Source organism: Aurantimonas marianensis (assembly GCF_024195285.1).
In the GTDB taxonomy this organism is placed as follows: domain Bacteria; phylum Pseudomonadota; class Alphaproteobacteria; order Rhizobiales; family Rhizobiaceae; genus Aurantimonas; species Aurantimonas marianensis.
On sequence record NZ_JALHBS010000009.1, the window covers coordinates 89,235 to 101,339 of the forward strand.

The 12,105-nt window shown below is 65.4% G+C and carries 14 protein-coding genes; all 14 read left to right on the plus strand.

Going from position 1 to position 12,105, the window contains the following annotated elements:
• Positions 1-47: 47 nt before the first annotated feature.
• Positions 48-308 (plus strand): hypothetical protein, encoded by a 261-nt coding sequence (locus MJ956_RS02040; protein WP_253962810.1) that lies wholly within the window; start codon positions 48-50, stop codon positions 306-308.
• Positions 305-598: a type II toxin-antitoxin system RelE/ParE family toxin gene (locus tag MJ956_RS18975; RefSeq protein WP_423724781.1), complete on the plus strand. Its 294-nt coding sequence runs from the start codon at positions 305-307 to the stop codon at positions 596-598. Before MJ956_RS02040 ends, MJ956_RS18975 begins: the two co-directional genes overlap by 4 nt.
• Positions 599-696: 98 nt before the next feature.
• Entirely contained in the window at positions 697-1,188 is a 492-nt protein-coding gene (locus tag MJ956_RS02045; RefSeq protein WP_253962811.1) for a universal stress protein, read from the plus strand.
• A 118-nt stretch (positions 1,189-1,306) separates the two neighbouring features.
• Complete coding sequence (locus tag MJ956_RS02050; RefSeq protein ID WP_253962812.1) at positions 1,307-1,879, plus strand: NifU family protein; 573 nt, start codon at positions 1,307-1,309, stop codon at positions 1,877-1,879.
• Positions 1,880-1,949: 70 nt separating this feature from the next.
• Positions 1,950-2,666 carry a tRNA (adenosine(37)-N6)-threonylcarbamoyltransferase complex dimerization subunit type 1 TsaB gene (gene tsaB, locus MJ956_RS02055; protein ID WP_253962813.1) on the plus strand — a complete coding sequence of 239 codons (717 nt, stop codon included), beginning with the start codon at positions 1,950-1,952 and terminating at the stop codon, positions 2,664-2,666.
• 97 nt (positions 2,667-2,763) lie between these two features.
• Positions 2,764-3,288: a GNAT family N-acetyltransferase gene (locus tag MJ956_RS02060; protein ID WP_253962814.1), complete on the plus strand. Its 525-nt coding sequence runs from the start codon at positions 2,764-2,766 to the stop codon at positions 3,286-3,288.
• 54 nt (positions 3,289-3,342) lie between these two features.
• Positions 3,343-4,215, plus strand: coding sequence for a lyso-ornithine lipid O-acyltransferase (olsA, locus tag MJ956_RS02065; protein WP_253962815.1), 873 nt, complete (start codon positions 3,343-3,345; stop codon positions 4,213-4,215).
• 51 nt (positions 4,216-4,266) lie between these two features.
• Positions 4,267-5,688 carry a tRNA (N6-isopentenyl adenosine(37)-C2)-methylthiotransferase MiaB gene (gene miaB / locus MJ956_RS02070; protein WP_253962816.1) on the plus strand — a complete coding sequence of 474 codons (1,422 nt, stop codon included), beginning with the start codon at positions 4,267-4,269 and terminating at the stop codon, positions 5,686-5,688.
• 41 nt (positions 5,689-5,729) lie between these two features.
• Entirely contained in the window at positions 5,730-6,728 is a 999-nt protein-coding gene (locus MJ956_RS02075; RefSeq protein WP_253962828.1) for a PhoH family protein, read from the plus strand.
• The gene (ybeY, locus tag MJ956_RS02080) at positions 6,728-7,231 is read left to right on the plus strand and encodes an rRNA maturation RNase YbeY (RefSeq protein WP_253962817.1); all 504 of its coding nucleotides are present in this window, start codon (positions 6,728-6,730) and stop codon (positions 7,229-7,231) included. The genes MJ956_RS02075 and ybeY overlap by 1 nt, the downstream gene beginning before the upstream one ends.
• Positions 7,232-7,257: 26 nt before the next feature.
• Positions 7,258-8,337, plus strand: coding sequence for a hemolysin family protein (locus MJ956_RS02085; RefSeq protein ID WP_423724782.1), 1,080 nt, complete (start codon positions 7,258-7,260; stop codon positions 8,335-8,337).
• Positions 8,338-8,465: 128 nt separating this feature from the next.
• Positions 8,466-10,163, plus strand: a complete 1,698-nt coding sequence (lnt, locus tag MJ956_RS02090) for an apolipoprotein N-acyltransferase (protein ID WP_253962818.1) — start codon at positions 8,466-8,468, stop codon at positions 10,161-10,163.
• 150 nt (positions 10,164-10,313) lie between these two features.
• Positions 10,314-10,748: a helix-turn-helix domain-containing protein gene (locus MJ956_RS02095; protein WP_253962830.1), complete on the plus strand. Its 435-nt coding sequence runs from the start codon at positions 10,314-10,316 to the stop codon at positions 10,746-10,748.
• 182 nt (positions 10,749-10,930) lie between these two features.
• On the plus strand, positions 10,931-12,105 hold a 1,175-nt coding region (gene metK / locus MJ956_RS02100; protein WP_253962819.1), incomplete at its 3' end, for a methionine adenosyltransferase.

Genomic DNA, 12,105 nt, shown 5'->3' on the forward strand with positions numbered 1-12,105 from the left:
ATCCCGCCGGCCTATAGTGAAGGGAACGGGAATTGCGGGAGCCGGTCATGGCCGACGAAAAGCTGACGGTGACGCTCGAGGGCAAGGCCGCCAGCAAGCTTGCCGCGCTCGCGGCGGAATCCGGGCATAGCCCGGCCGTCTATGCGGCTTTGATGATCGAGGATTACTTCGAACGCGAGATGGCCGAGATCGGCGCCTTGAAAGCGGCCGTGAAGAGCGCCGACGCGGGCAACCTTGTGCCGCATGAGGAGGTGGTCGCCCGAGGTCGGGCCATCATCGAAGCCTCGAAGCGGAAAAAGGCGAGTTGAGGAGGGTTTCCTGGTCGCCGGAGGCCCGGAGCGACTACGACGCTATCATTGAATATTCCGCGAATGTCGATCCGGCTTATGCCGAGCTGATGGAGCAGCGCTTATTGGCGGCTGTCACGCTCCTTTGCGATCGGCCGATTGGCCGGCGGAGTCGCCTGCCGAACGCGTCTCAGAAGCTGGTTCTGAAAACCCCCTATCTCATCGTCTATCGTGCGACCGATACGACACTGACCGTTCTAAGGGTCCTCAATCAAAGCCGCCACTGGCCGCCGAGACCGGACGCGAACTGACATTTTCTCCCGGTGATCCGGCGTCGCTCTGATACGCTCGACACGCCGTCCACCGCCTCCGCCTTGCCGTCCGGTCCCGGCGCTGCCATCTTGCCGCCATGGTATCGAAACGCATCGGTCGGGACGCCGGCGGCAAACGCAAGTTCCTCGCCATCATCGACGAAACGCCCGAATGCGGGCGCGCGGCCGCCTATGCCGCGTATCGCGCCAAGGCGAGCGGCGGCGGCGCGGTGCTGCTCTACGTCATCGAGCCGGGCGACTTCCAGCACTGGCTCGGGGTCGAGAAGATCATGCGCGCCGAGGCGAGCGAGGAGGCAGCGACGCGGCTGGCCAAGGTTGCCGACGAACTGCGCGAGACGGTCGGGATCGAGGCCGAGACGGTGGTGCGGGAGGGCACGATGACCGAGGAGATCCATGCCCTGATCGAGGCCGATCGCGAGATCGCGATTCTCGTCCTGGCGGCCGGCGAGGCTTCCGAGGGGCCGGGGCCGCTGGTTTCCTCGGTAGCCGGCAAGGGTGCGGCGTTCCCGATCCCGGTCACGATCGTGCCGGCGACCTTGACCGACGAAGATATCGCCAGCCTCTGTTGAGGACCGCCACGGCGCCTTATCTTGAGGTCGCGTCTTGTTGCGGCGAGCGCTGCGCTGCTGTAAGTTTAGAACAATTCCAAAGATTGCCGCGGCGCCGACGCCGCGAAAGGGGCATGACATGTTCATCCAGACCGAAGTGACACCGAATCCGGCGACGCTGAAGTTCCTGCCGGGCCGCGTCGTCATCGAGAACGGCACCGTCGAGTTCCGCTCGAAGGAGGATGCCGGGCGTTCGCCGCTGGCGACCCGATTGATGGCGATTTCCGGCGTGACCAGCGTCTTCTTCGGCTATGATTTCGTCACCGTCACCAAGGACGGGCCCGACTGGCAGCACCTGAAGCCGGCGATTCTCGCCGGGCTGATGGAGCACTTCATGTCGAACGAGCCGGTCATGGCGGACATGGCCGCCGGCGAAGCGATGCCGGACGGGGAAGAGTTCTTCGAGGAAAGCGATTCGAACACCGTCGCGACCATCAAGGAACTGCTGGAAACGCGGGTTCGCCCGGCGGTGGCCCAGGACGGCGGCGACATCACCTTTCGCGGCTATCGTGACGGCACGGTGTATCTCAACATGCGCGGCGCCTGTGCCGGCTGTCCGTCCTCGACCGCGACGCTGAAGCACGGCATCCAGAACCTGTTGCGTCATTTCGTGCCCGAGGTCGAAGCGGTGGAGGCGGTCGAGGCCGCCTGATGCCGCGGAATCGACAGTCGCCTCCCCGTCGCCGGCCCGTTTCCGACGCCGAAAGCGCCCGCGCGCGCCGATGACATCTGTGCTGTTGGCCATCGACACCGCTTTCGAGCGCTGTTCGGCGGGGCTCCTTGATCTGCGCTCCGGCGTAATCGTCGGGCGGGCCGAACCGGAGATCGGCAAGGGCCACGCGGAACGGCTGATGGGGGTCGTCGACGCGGTTCTCGAAAGCGCGTCGACTGGCTACGAGGACATTGCCAAGCTCGCGGTCACGGTCGGACCCGGCTCCTTCACCGGACTGAGGGTCGGCGTATCGGCGGCGCGCGGTCTCGCGCTGGCGCTCGGCGTTCCAGCGATCGGCGTGACCACGCTGGAAGCACTGGCGGCGCCCCATGTCGGTTGCGGCAAGCCGATCCTGTCCGTCCTCGATGCCCAGCGCGGCGAGGTCTATGCGGCGCTCTTCAGCGCCGATGGGGCACTGCTCGAAGCGCCGCGGGCATTGCCGCCGCAGGCGCTCCGGGCCTTCGTCGCCGGTTTTGCGGGGGATCGGACGATCGGGCTCGTCGGCACCGGCGCGGCCATCGCCAAGGCGGTTCTCCACCCGCGGGCCAGCGAAGTCCTGACGGATGAGGCACGCGTCGATATCGCTGCACTGGCACGGCTTGCGGCAGGGCGCGAGCCGGGCGTGCCGCCGCGCCCGCTCTATCTGCGCGCCGCCGACGCCAAACCCGCGTCCGCGACGGCGGGTGTCGCCTTTGGGAGCGAAAGCACTCCGCAACTCTTGCTGTGATAGGCTGTGTCGAGTGAAGCTTCGGATCGGCCGATCTCATCCGGTCGATAGCGACGGTGACAGAGCGGAAATAGCGGTCAGAGAGGAAAGCGGGCCGATGTACTGGTTTTTGCCCTGGACCTGGACGGTCTCGTTTCTCGACAATTGGCTGAGCGGACAGGAAATCGCCGCCGCGCCGCTCGACGATACCGACATCGACGCGGCCGCCGATCTTCACAGCGAAGCCTTCGATCATCCCTGGTCCGGCGACGAGCTCGCCTCCCTCGTCAGCCAGAAGGGCGGCATCGGCATCGTCGCGCGGCATGTCGGTCATCCGTCCGCGCCGCCACTGGGCTTCGTGCTCGCCCGCAACATCGACGGCGAGGCCGAGATCCTGACCATCGCCGTGGCCAAGCACGCGCGCAACCATGGCGTGGGCCGTCTGTTGATGGACCAGCTGCTGCAGCAGCTTTACGCCGAGGGCGCGGCGTCTCTGTTCCTCGCGGTCGACGAGGAGAACGCTCCGGCATTGAAGCTCTACCGCCGGTTGCGTTTCGAGGAGGTTGGTCGCCGGCCCGCCTACTATCGCCAGCCGGACGGCCGGACGACCAGCGCGTTGATGCTCAAGCGGACGCTGAGATAGCGACGGCGGCGCCATGGCGTACAGGATGATGACCGCGCCGTCGGGCGGCGAGCGATGATCGGGTGGCTGCGCGTCGGCTTCGTCGCCGCGACCCTCACCGCGCTCACCCTCGTGTTATGGCCGCTCCAGAGCCTGGCGATCGCGCGCGGTTGGACCTTGGCGCGTCGGCTTCCCGTCGTCTGGCATCGGATCGCCTGCACTGTCGCCGGCATTGAGGTCAAACTCGTCGGACAGCCGAGCCGGGCCCATCCTCTGCTTCTCGTGGCCAATCACCAATCCTGGGCCGACATCATGGTGCTCGGCAAGATCGCGCCGCTGTCCTTCATCGCCAAGGCGGAGGTCCGGGACTGGCCGGCCTTCGGCCTGCTCGCCCGGCTCCAGCGGACCATCTTCGTGGAGCGGGACGCGCGCCGGCGCACCGGGGTCCAGGCCAAAGCCATCGCCGAACGGCTGACGGCGGGCGATGTCATGGTGCTGTTTGCCGAAGGCACGACATCGGACGGCAACGAGGTGCTGCCGTTCAAGACCGCGCTGTTCGGCGCCGCCCAGTCGGCGCTCCACGCCTACAAGGCGCATGCGGTCACCGTGCAGCCGGTGGCGATCGCCTATACCCACGCCAACGGCGTGCCGCTCGGCCGCTACTTCCGCCCCCTGGCCGCCTGGCCGGGCGCCGTCGAGCTGGGGCCGCATCTTCTGGCCTTTCTCAAGGAAGGCGCCGTTCGGGTCGAGGTTTCGTTCGGCACGCCGATCGCCTTCGGCGAGTCGTCCGATCGCAAGGTGGTGGCGCGCACCGCCCAGGCCAGCGTCCGGAAAATGCTCGCGGCGAGCCTTCGTGGCCACAGAACCGGCGCAAAAGATCGCTCCTGGCTGCGCGAAGATGATCCCGCGCTTGCGCCGCGTCATGATGCTGTCGATATATGGGTCTAATTCATCCTTGTCGGCGCCAGGCCGGCAGGCTCGGTCCGACCAGAAGGGCGCATGACTGAAACGATCGAAAGACGCGAGCCGGCGACGGCGCGGGATAATACCCGCAAAGTCTTCATCAAGACCTATGGCTGTCAGATGAACGTCTACGATTCCCAGCGCATGGGCGACGCGCTGGCGAAGGACGGCTATCGGCCGACGGAGACGATGGAGGACGCCGATCTGGTCCTCCTGAACACCTGTCACATCCGCGAAAAGGCGGCGGAGAAGATTTATTCCGAGTTGGGCCGCATTCGCCTGTTGAAGGCCGACAAGGCCTCGCGGGGCGAGGAACTGCGGGTCGGCGTGACCGGCTGCGTCGCGCAGGCCGAGGGCCGCGAGATCATCGACCGGGCGCCGGTGGTCGACCTGGTGATCGGCCCGCAGACCTATCACCGCCTGCCCGATGCGCTCGCTCGCGTGGCGAAGGGCGACAAGGTGGTCGACACCGATTACGCCGTCGAGGACAAATTCGCGCATCTGCCGGGCGCCGAGGCGCCGCAGATCCGCGCCCGGGGTGTAACGGCCTTCTTGACCGTGCAGGAGGGTTGCGACAAGTTCTGCACTTTCTGCGTGGTGCCCTACACCCGTGGCGCCGAAGTCTCCCGCGCCTTCGGCCCGATCATGGACGAGGCGCGTCGGCTGGCCGATGCCGGTGTGCGCGCGGTGACGCTGCTCGGCCAGAACGTCAACGCCTGGTCCGGCCAGGACGTGGCCGGCCGGCCGCTCGGCCTCGGTGGTCTTTTGCGCGCGCTGGCCGAGATTCCAGGCATCGGGCGGCTTCGCTACACGACGTCGCATCCGCGCGACATGGATGACGACCTGATCGCCGCCCATCGCGATCTGTCCGCCCTGATGCCCTACCTGCATTTGCCGGTTCAATCCGGCTCGGACCGCATCCTGAAGGCGATGAATCGCCGCCATACGGCCGCGGACTACCTGGCGCTGCTCGACCGGATTCGCGCCGCCCGGCCGGACATCGCCCTGTCCGGCGACTTCATCGTCGGTTTTCCCGGCGAGAGCGACGCCGATTTCGAGGCGACGATGCGCCTCGTTGAAAAGGTCGGCTACGCCTCGGCCTTCTCGTTCAAATATTCTCCGCGTCCCGGCACACCCGGCGCCGACATGGATGGCCACGTCGAGGAGACGGTGAAATCGGAGCGGCTGCAGCGGTTGCAGGCGCTGTTGCGCGAGCAGCAGACGGCCTTTGCCGAAAGCCTCGTCGGCCGGGACGTCGAGATCCTGGTCGAAAAGCCGGGCCGCTACGCCCATCAGCGGGTCGGGCGCTCGCCCTTCCTGCAACCGGTGGTCGCCGCGGCCGATGTCGGCGAGATCGGCGATCTGGTGACGGTGCGCATTGCGGCGACGCTGCCGAATTCCCTGCTTGCCGAGGGCTCCGGGGCCGTTCGGGCAGGCGATACGAGGAACGTCGCGTGAGGGCCGAACGCGGAACCGCGCCCGCTTCCGGCGCATCGGATATGGCGCATATCGTGTTGACCTATGAGGACAACCGGTTGGCGAACTCGCTCTTCGGCCAGTTCGACGAGAATCTTGCCCTGATCGAGCAGAAGCTGGGCATCGACGCGCGGGCCCGCGGCAACAAGATAGAGATTCGCGGCGATCAGCTTGCCAGCGAGCAGGCCCGCCGTTCGCTGGATTATCTCTACGAGCGTCTTCAGGGCGGCCACGAGATTGGCAGGAACGACGTCGAGGGCGCGATTCGCATGGCGATCGCCCAGGATGACCAGCTTTATTTGCCGACGCTCGAGAAAAAGGGGCGCATGTCGCTCGCGCAGATTTCGACCCGCCGCCGCACGATCCACGCCAGGACGCCGACGCAGGATGCCTATATGCGCGCCCTGGAGCGGGCCGAACTGGTGTTCGGCGTCGGCCCGGCCGGCACCGGCAAGACCTATCTCGCCGTTGCCCACGCGGCGCAGCTTCTCGAACGGGGCCAGGTCGAGCGGATCATCCTGTCGCGGCCGGCCGTCGAGGCCGGCGAGCGGCTTGGCTTCCTGCCGGGCGACATGAAGGAGAAGGTCGATCCGTATCTGCGCCCGCTTTACGACGCGCTCTACGACATGATCCCGGCCGAGAAGGTGGAACGCGCTCTGGCCGCCGGCGCGATCGAGATCGCGCCGCTGGCCTTCATGCGCGGCCGCACCCTTTCCCATGCCGCGGTCATTCTCGACGAGGCGCAGAACACCACCACGATGCAGATGAAGATGTTCCTGACCCGTCTGGGCGAGAATGCCCGCATGGTGGTGACGGGCGATCCAAGCCAGGTGGATCTGCCGCCTGGCCAGAAATCCGGGCTGATCGAGGCGTTGCGGGTGCTGGAAAAGGTGCCGAGCGCGGTCACGGTTCGTTTCGAGGCGAAGGACGTGGTGCGCCATCCGCTGGTTCAGGCGATCGTCGAGGCTTACGAGGAGGATGCGGTGCGCCATCGTGCGTCGGCTAGCCCGCTGGACAGATAGTGCGATCGGGAAAACCGGGATCGGTTCCGTATCAGGGGCTCACGGTCGCCCTGTCGATCGAGACGACGGAGTGGGAGGCGGCGGGGCTTGGCGATGTCTCGGCGATGGCGCGCGGCGTTTTCGCCGCGGCGGCGAGGCGGGTCGGCCTGCCGGAGGATCTGCGAAGCGAGATCGCCGTGACGCTGGCCGACGACGCCACCGTGCGCGGGGTCAACGCCGAATGGCGCGGCAAGGACCGCGCGACCAACATCCTGTCGTTCCCGATGGCCGATCTTGCGCCCGGCGATCGTCCGGGGCCGCTGTGCGGCGATCTCCTGCTGGCCTTTCAGACCGTGCGGCGGGAGGCCCGCACCGAAGGCAAGAGCCTCGCCGACCATTTTCGCCACCTTCTGGTGCATGGCTTTCTGCATCTCATGGGCTTCGATCACATCGACGAAGCGGAAGCCGAGGCATTTCGGACCCTTACCGCGAATGCCTCGAAAATTCCCCAAAGCCGGTTATGATATCCGACTGAACGAAGAGTGACACGATGAACATTCAGACACACGCGACGGGTCCGAACGACCACGACGCGGTAGGCGCCACCGATGATGGCGGCGAGAGAGGCGCCGGCGACGATCGAAGTCGGCGTAACGGAAAACCCAGAAACGACCGGGGATTCATCGGCGGTCTTGTCCACCGGCTGCGACCGCGCATGCCCAATCTGATGCGCGAGGATCTGACCCAGGCGCTGCTCGAGCCAGGGCACGGCGAAGGCGCCTTCTCTCCCGAAGAACGCGCCATGCTGAACAACATTCTGCGGCTGCGGGAGGTCCGGGTCGAGGACGTCATGGTCCCTCGGGCCGACATCCAGGCGGTCGAGATCACCACCACGCTGGGCGAATTGATGAAGCAATTCGAGGCAAGCGGCCACTCGCGCATGCCGGTTTATGGCGAGAGCCTCGACGATCCGCGCGGAATGATCCACATCCGCGACGTCGTCGGCCACATCACCCGCGTTGCCCGTCCCGCCAAATCCAACGGCGGCGATGGCCAGTCGGCCAGAAAGCCCCGGTCGGGGCTCGATCTGCGGCAGATCAATCTGGCCCGGCGCGTCGCCGATCTCGGCATCATCCGCAAGGTGCTGTTCGTTCCGCCCTCCATGCTCGCCTCGGACCTGATGGCCCGGATGCAGGCGCTGCGCACGCAGATGGCGCTGGTCATAGACGAGTATGGCGGCACCGACGGGCTTGTCTCGCTGGAAGACATCATCGAGATGGTCGTCGGCAATATCGAGGACGAGCACGACGACGAAGCCGCCATGATCACCGAAAGTGGCGACGGCATCTATTACGCCGATGCCAAGGCCGATCTCGACGAGGTCAAGAAGCTGGTCGGCGAGGATTTCGACATCAGCGAATATGAGGACGAAGCCGACACGATCGGCGGTTTGTTGTTCTCCGAACTCGGGCGAATTCCGGCCAGGGGCGAGGTCGTCCAGGCGGTTCCGGGCTTCGAGTTCCAGGTCTTGGACGCCGACCCGCGCCGCGTGCGCCGGGTGCGGATCGTGCGCTTCCAGCAGGGGGAAAAGCGTCGGCGCATCGTTGAAGGGCTCGTCGATGCGCCTTGAGGAGGCCACGGTTCCGTCGTCTGAGGGACGACAAGCGGAGGCGCGAAGGCGAAGTTTCGCCGACGGGCCTGACTGAGGCAGGCGGGATCTGGATCCGCGGGTTGCATCTGGGGGAAAATTTGACCGTTATGGCTCAACCTGACCGGCGCGAGCACGATGCGAGCCTTCTGGAGCGGTTGGCCGGTTGGGTCCTCCTCCTGGAAGGCTGGCGCCGTGTCGTCCTGACCATCGCGGCCGGCGCCCTGTGTACATTCGCCCTTCCGCCATACAACTTTCCGGCGGTCGGCTTTGTCGGCTTTCCGTTGCTCGTGTGGCTGCTCGACGGCGTGGTCGTCGATCCCGGCCGCTCGCTGATCCGTCGCATGGCGCCGGCCTTTGTCACCGGCTGGCTATTCGGCTTCGGATACTTCGTTGCCGGTTTGTGGTGGCTGGGGGCGGCCATGTTGGTCGATGCGGCGGCCTTTGCCGTCTTCATCCCGCTCGCGGTTCTAGGGCTGCCCGCCATACTGGCGATCTATTATGGTCTGGCGGCCGCGCTCGCCCGGCTTGTCTGGAGCGACAGCGCCCTGCGCATTTTCGCCCTGGCGGGCGCCTTCGCGCTGTTTGAATATCTGCGGGCGATTCTCTTCACCGGCTTTCCCTGGAACGAGATCGGCGTGATGGCCGCGCCGGCGCCGCTGCTGATGCAGACGTCCAGCCTTATCGGCGTCCACGGCCTCACGCTGCTTGCCGTCATCGTGTTTTCCAGCCCGGCCATCCTCATTGATCGACGCGGACGCGGTCCGGTGCTGGTCGTTGCCGCGGCGCTTCTGACCTTCCATCTGGGATTCGGTCTCTGGCGGCTTCAGACGCATCCGACCGAGTTCGTCGAGAACGTGCGGCTGCGGGTGGTTCAGCCGAACATCGAACAATCGCAGAAATGGGCGGTGAACCAGGCCGAGACGATCTTCGAGCGGCATATCAGTCTGACCGAAGCGCGGAACGACACCGCCGCGATCCCCGGCGCGACCATCGCGCTATCGCCCGATACGACGGCGCCGACAACCGGGGCCATGTCGCCGCCGCCCCAGACCCTGGTCGTCTGGCCCGAATCCTCGTTTCCGTTTCTCCTGACCGAGCGACCCGATGCAATCGCCCGCATCGCCGAGACGCTGCAGCCGAACGAGACGCTGATCGCCGGCGCCGCCCGAATCGAAGGGCCGGACATTGAGACATCGCGGGTCTACAATTCCGTCTATGTGATCGACGACGAGGGCGAGATCGTCGCCGCGCGCGACAAGACCCATCTCGTGCCTTTTGGCGAATATCTTCCGTTCCAGGAATTTCTCGAAGGCTTCGGCCTGACGCAACTGGCCGAGATGCCCGGCGGTTTTTCCGCCGGAGCCGCGCGAGCCAAGGTTTCGCTCGACGGCGCGCCGTCGTTTCTGCCGCTGATCTGCTACGAGATCATCTTCCCGGGTGAGATCGATGTGGGGACTGCAGAAACGCGGCCTGGCTTCCTCGTCAACGATACCAATGACGCCTGGTATGGCGCGACGCCGGGACCCTATCAGCATCTGCGTCTCGCTGAACTGACGTCGGTGGCTGTCGGGCTGCCGCTCGTGCGGAGCGCGAACACGGGAATCTCCGTCGTCAACGATGCCTACGGCCGGCAAATCGGCGGCCTGGCGCTCGGCTCGACCGGCACGATCGAGGTCGGATTGCCGCGCGCCGGCGCCGCGACGCTTTTCGCTCGCTTTGGAAGCCTGCCATTTTGGCTTGCATTTTTAGTAACATGGATGGCCGCAGTGGTATCCCGATTAAGGATGCGCGCGAGGATTGATTGACTCCGCCGACATGCACCGCCTACCCCCTGTGCAAGCAATTAATTGTGACAATTGCCTAGTCGGCCAAATCTTTTTTGGGAGTGACTGGGAGGGGGGCCAGGCCGAACGGATGAGTGCCTGGTAATGCGCAGAGACGAAAAGGCCGATCCGATGATCGAGAACAAGAAGAAGCCGAATCCGGTCGATACCCATGTCGGCTCGCGCGTGCGTTTGCGCCGCACCATGCTCGGAATGAGCCAGGAGAAACTGGGCGAGAGCCTCGGCATCACCTTTCAGCAGATTCAGAAGTACGAGAAAGGCTCCAATCGTATCGGGGCGAGCCGGCTGCAACGCATATCCGAGGTCCTGAACGTCCCGGTCGCCTTCTTCTTTGAGGATGTTCCAGGCAGTTCGCCCGGAAAGAACGGGCTTCAGGAGCCGGCCGGCGCCGACTACGTGGTCGACTTCCTTTCGTCGTCCGAGGGACTGCAGTTGAACCGCGCCTTCGTCAAGATCACGGATCCCAAGGTCCGGCGCCGCATCATCGAACTCGTGCGGACCCTCGCCGACGCCGCGGAACCCGACGAGAAGCCGCGCGGCGAGTAAATCGCTGCCGAGGGGCCCGTCGCACTTGACCTTCCAACCTCGGTGCCTCACACCGCACCGCGCAATATATGCGTCGGGCGCCCGATCTCGCGCCACGCAGCTTTTCGTCCCGTCGAACCGCCGCGCTATTGAACGGCTGCGGGGTTGAGGCGGGCGTTTCCCGGCATTGAAGAGGGGTAGAAATGGCGCGTTCGGAATTTGTCTTCACCAGCGAGAGCGTTTCGGAAGGCCATCCAGACAAGGTTTGCGACCGGATTTCCGACGAAATCGTCGATCTCGTCTATCGGGAAGCCAAGAAGACCGGGGTTGATCCCTGGTCGGTCCGCATCGCCTGCGAGACGCTCGCCACGACCAATCGCGTCGTGATTGCCGGTGAAGTGCGGCTACCGCCTAGTCTGATGAAGACCGACAAGCACGGCAAGGCCGTCATCAATCCGTCCCGCTTCAAGTCCGCCGCTCGCCGGGCCATCCGCGACATCGGCTATGCCCAGGACGGCTTTCACTGGAAGACCGCGAAGATCGACGTTCTGCTCCATTCGCAGTCGGCCGACATCGCGCAAGGCGTCGACAAGGCCTCGGACGTCAAGCATATCGAGGGGGCGAATGCCCAAAACGAGGGTGCCGGCGATCAGGGCATCATGTTCGGCTATGCCTGCCGCGAGACGCCCGAGTTGATGCCGGCGCCGATCTACTACGCCCATAAGATTCTGGAGCTTCTGGCGACGGCGCGCAAGAAGGGCGAGGGCGACGCCGCGCTGCTGGGTCCCGACGCCAAGAGCCAGATCACCGTGCGCTATGTCGAGGGCACGCCGACCGAGGTCACCTCGATCGTTCTGTCCACGCAGCATATCGACGAAGGCTGGGACTCGGCCAAGGTTCGCGCCGTGGTCGAGCCCTATATCCGCCAAGCGCTCGGGGATTTGGCGATCGCCGATGACTGCGTGTGGTACATCAATCCGACCGGCAAGTTCGTCATCGGCGGGCCCGACGGCGATGCCGGTCTCACCGGGCGCAAGATCATCGTCGATACCTATGGCGGCGCCGCGCCGCACGGCGGCGGCGCCTTCTCCGGCAAGGACACCACCAAGGTGGATCGCTCGGCCGCCTATGCGGCGCGCTATCTCGCCAAGAACGTGGTCGCCGCCAAGCTAGCCGATCGCTGCACGATTCAGATCGCGTATGCGATCGGCATCGCCCAGCCGCTTTCGATCTATGTCGATCTGCACGGTACAGGCCACAAGGTGAGCGAGGAACGGATCGAGACGGCGATCCGGGACGTCATGGACCTTTCCCCGACCGGAATTCGCCGTCATCTCGATCTCAACAAGCCGATCTACGCCAAGACCTCGGCCTATGG

Excerpts from the sequence above, each read along its gene's own strand:
- olsA (WP_253962815.1), top strand. The coding sequence starts at position 3,343 with ATGATCGGGTGGCTGCGCGTCGGCTTCGTCGCCGCGACCCTCACCGCG.
- MJ956_RS02040 (WP_253962810.1), top strand. The coding sequence starts at position 48 with ATGGCCGACGAAAAGCTGACGGTGACGCTCGAGGGCAAGGCCGCCAGC.
- MJ956_RS02050 (WP_253962812.1), top strand. The coding sequence starts at position 1,307 with ATGTTCATCCAGACCGAAGTGACACCGAATCCGGCGACGCTGAAGTTC.
- miaB (WP_253962816.1), top strand. The coding sequence starts at position 4,267 with ATGACTGAAACGATCGAAAGACGCGAGCCGGCGACGGCGCGGGATAAT.
- tsaB (WP_253962813.1), top strand. The coding sequence starts at position 1,950 with ATGACATCTGTGCTGTTGGCCATCGACACCGCTTTCGAGCGCTGTTCG.
- MJ956_RS02075 (WP_253962828.1), top strand. The coding sequence starts at position 5,730 with ATGGCGCATATCGTGTTGACCTATGAGGACAACCGGTTGGCGAACTCG.
- lnt (WP_253962818.1), top strand. The coding sequence starts at position 8,466 with ATGGCTCAACCTGACCGGCGCGAGCACGATGCGAGCCTTCTGGAGCGG.
- MJ956_RS02045 (WP_253962811.1), top strand. The coding sequence starts at position 697 with ATGGTATCGAAACGCATCGGTCGGGACGCCGGCGGCAAACGCAAGTTC.
- MJ956_RS02060 (WP_253962814.1), top strand. The coding sequence starts at position 2,764 with ATGTACTGGTTTTTGCCCTGGACCTGGACGGTCTCGTTTCTCGACAAT.
- MJ956_RS02085 (WP_423724782.1), top strand. The coding sequence starts at position 7,258 with ATGAACATTCAGACACACGCGACGGGTCCGAACGACCACGACGCGGTA.
- MJ956_RS02095 (WP_253962830.1), top strand. The coding sequence starts at position 10,314 with ATGATCGAGAACAAGAAGAAGCCGAATCCGGTCGATACCCATGTCGGC.